This window comes from Macrococcoides goetzii (assembly GCF_002742385.2).
GTDB classification, from domain to species: domain Bacteria; phylum Bacillota; class Bacilli; order Staphylococcales; family Staphylococcaceae; genus Macrococcoides; species Macrococcoides goetzii.
Window position 1 is genome coordinate 1 of record NZ_MJBI02000019.1, and the last position, 3,058, is coordinate 3,058.

General features: G+C 49.5%; 1 rRNA gene. It reads right to left on the bottom strand.

Annotated elements, in window-relative coordinates:
• A 23S ribosomal RNA gene (locus tag BFS35_RS13620) occupies window positions 1-2,925 on the bottom strand.
• Window positions 2,926-3,058 lie beyond the last annotated feature (133 nt).

A 3,058-nucleotide genomic window follows, 5' to 3' on the forward strand; every position in this document is an offset into this window, starting at 1 on the left:
TTGATTAAGTCTTCGATCGATTAGTATTCGTCAGCTCCATACATTACTGTACTTCCACCTCGAACCTATTAACCTCATCATCTTTGAGGGATCTTATAACCGAAGTTGGGAAATCTCATCTTGAGGGGGGCTTCATGCTTAGATGCTTTCAGCACTTATCCCGTCCATACATAGCTACCCAGCTATGCCGCTGGCGCGACAACTGGTACACCAGAGGTATGTCCATCCCGGTCCTCTCGTACTAAGGACAGCTCCTCTCAAATTTCCTACGCCCACGACGGATAGGGACCGAACTGTCTCACGACGTTCTGAACCCAGCTCGCGTACCGCTTTAATGGGCGAACAGCCCAACCCTTGGGACCGACTACAGCCCCAGGATGCGATGAGCCGACATCGAGGTGCCAAACCTCCCCGTCGATGTGAACTCTTGGGGGAGATAAGCCTGTTATCCCCGGGGTAGCTTTTATCCGTTGAGCGATGGCCCTTCCATGCGGAACCACCGGATCACTAAGTCCGTCTTTCGACCCTGCTCGACTTGTAGGTCTCGCAGTCAAGCTCCCTTGTGCCTTTACACTCTGCGAATGATTTCCAACCATTCTGAGGGAACCTTTGAGCGCCTCCGTTACTCTTTAGGAGGCGACCGCCCCAGTCAAACTGCCCGCCTGACACTGTCTCCCACCACGATAAGTGGTGCGGGTTAGAAAGTCAACACAGCCAGGGTAGTATCCCACCAACGCCTCCACGTAAGCTGACGCTCACGCTTCAAAGGCTCCTACCTATCCTGTACAAGCTGTGCCGAATTTCAATATCAGGCTGCAGTAAAGCTCCACGGGGTCTTTCCGTCCTGTCGCGGGTAACCTGCATCTTCACAGGTACTATGATTTCACCGAGTCTCTCGTTGAGACAGTGCCCAAATCGTTACGCCTTTCGTGCGGGTCGGAACTTACCCGACAAGGAATTTCGCTACCTTAGGACCGTTATAGTTACGGCCGCCGTTTACTGGGGCTTCAATTCGTAGCTTCGCTAATGCTAACCACTCCTTTTAACCTTCCAGCACCGGGCAGGCGTCAGCCCCTATACGTCACCTTACGGTTTTGCAGAGACCTGTGTTTTTGATAAACAGTCGCTTGGGCCTATTCACTGCGGCTCTTCAAGGCTTGCACCCTAAAAAGCACCCCTTCTCCCGAAGTTACGGGGTCATTTTGCCGAGTTCCTTAACGAGAGTTCGCTCGCTCACCTTAGAATTCTCATCTTGACTACCTGTGTCGGTTTGCGGTACGGGCACCTAATTTCTAACTAGAGGCTTTTCTTGGCAGTGTGAAATCAACGACTTCGCTACTATAATTTCGCTCCCCATCACACCTTGACCTTAAGAGTACCGGATTTGCCTAATACTCAGTCTCAGTGCTTGGACGTACATAACCAACAGTACGCTTCGCCTATCCTACTGCGTCCCCCCATCGTTCAAACAATCTTAGGTGGTACAGGAATATCTACCTGTTATCCATCGCCTACGCCATTCGGCCTCGGCTTAGGTCCCGACTAACCCAGAGCGGACGAGCCTTCCTCTGGAAACCTTAGTCAATCGGTGGACGGGATTCTCACCCGTCTTTCGCTACTCACACCGGCATTCTCACTTCTAAGCGCTCCACATGTCCTTGCGATCATGCTTCGACGCTGCTTAGAACGCTCTCCTACCATTGTCCATTGGACAATCCACAGCTTCGGTAATATGTTTAGCCCCGGTACATTTTCGGCGCAGCGTCACTCGACTAGTGAGCTATTACGCACTCTTTAAATGATGGCTGCTTCTAAGCCAACATCCTAGTTGTCTGGGCAACGCCACATCCTTTTCCACTTAACATATATTTTGGGACCTTAGCTGGTGGTCTGGGCTGTTTCCCTCTCGACTACGGACCTTATCACCCGCAGTCTGACTCCCGTGTTAAATTATTTGGCATTCGGAGTTTGTCTGAATTCGGTAACCCGAGGGGGGCCCCTAGTCCAAACAGTGCTCTACCTCCAATAATCATCACACGAGGCTAGCCCTAAAGCTATTTCGGAGAGAACCAGCTATCTCCAGGTTCGATTGGAATTTCTCCGCTACCCACACCTCATCCGCTCACTTTTCAACGTAAGTCGGTTCGGTCCTCCATTCAGTGTTACCTGAACTTCAACCTGGACATGGGTAGATCACCTGGTTTCGGGTCTACGACCTGATACTCATTCGCCCTATTCAGACTCGCTTTCGCTACGGCTCCACATATACTGCTTAACCTTGCATCAAATCGTAACTCGCCGGTTCATTCTACAAAAGGCACGCCATCACCCATTAACGGGCTCTGACTACTTGTAAGCACACGGTTTCAGGTTCTATTTCACTCCCCTTCCGGGGTGCTTTTCACCTTTCCCTCACGGTACTGGTTCACTATCGGTCACTAGAGAGTATTTAGCCTTGGGAGATGGTCCTCCCGGATTCCGACGGAATTCCACGTGTTCCGCCGTACTCAGGATCCACTCAGGAGAGAACAACTTTTCGACTACAGGGCCTTTACCTTCTATGGCTGACTTTTCCAAAGTCATTCGTCTAAACTGTTCCTTTGTAACTCCGTATTGAGTGTCCTACAACCCCAGAGAGCAAGCTCTCTGGTTTGGGCTCTTCCCGTTTCGCTCGCCGCTACTAAGGGAATCGAGTTTTCTTTCTCTTCCTCCGGGTACTTAGATGTTTCAGTTCTCCGGGTGTGCCTTCTCATATACTATGTATTCATATATGGATAACATGACATAACTCATGCTGGGTTTCCCCATTCGGAAATCTCTGGATCAAAGCTTACTTACAGCTCCCCAAAGCATATCGTCGTTAGTAACGTCCTTCTTCGGCTTCTAGTGCCAAGGCATCCACCGTGCGCCCTTAATAACTTAATCTGTTATTAATAATTGTGATGTCTGCATAAATGCAGACGCGCGATTTTTTTAAGAATTCAAAAATGAACTCACTCGGTTTTGCTTGGTAAAATCTTTTATTTCTTCTTACTTTATCTAGTTTTCAAAGTACAAT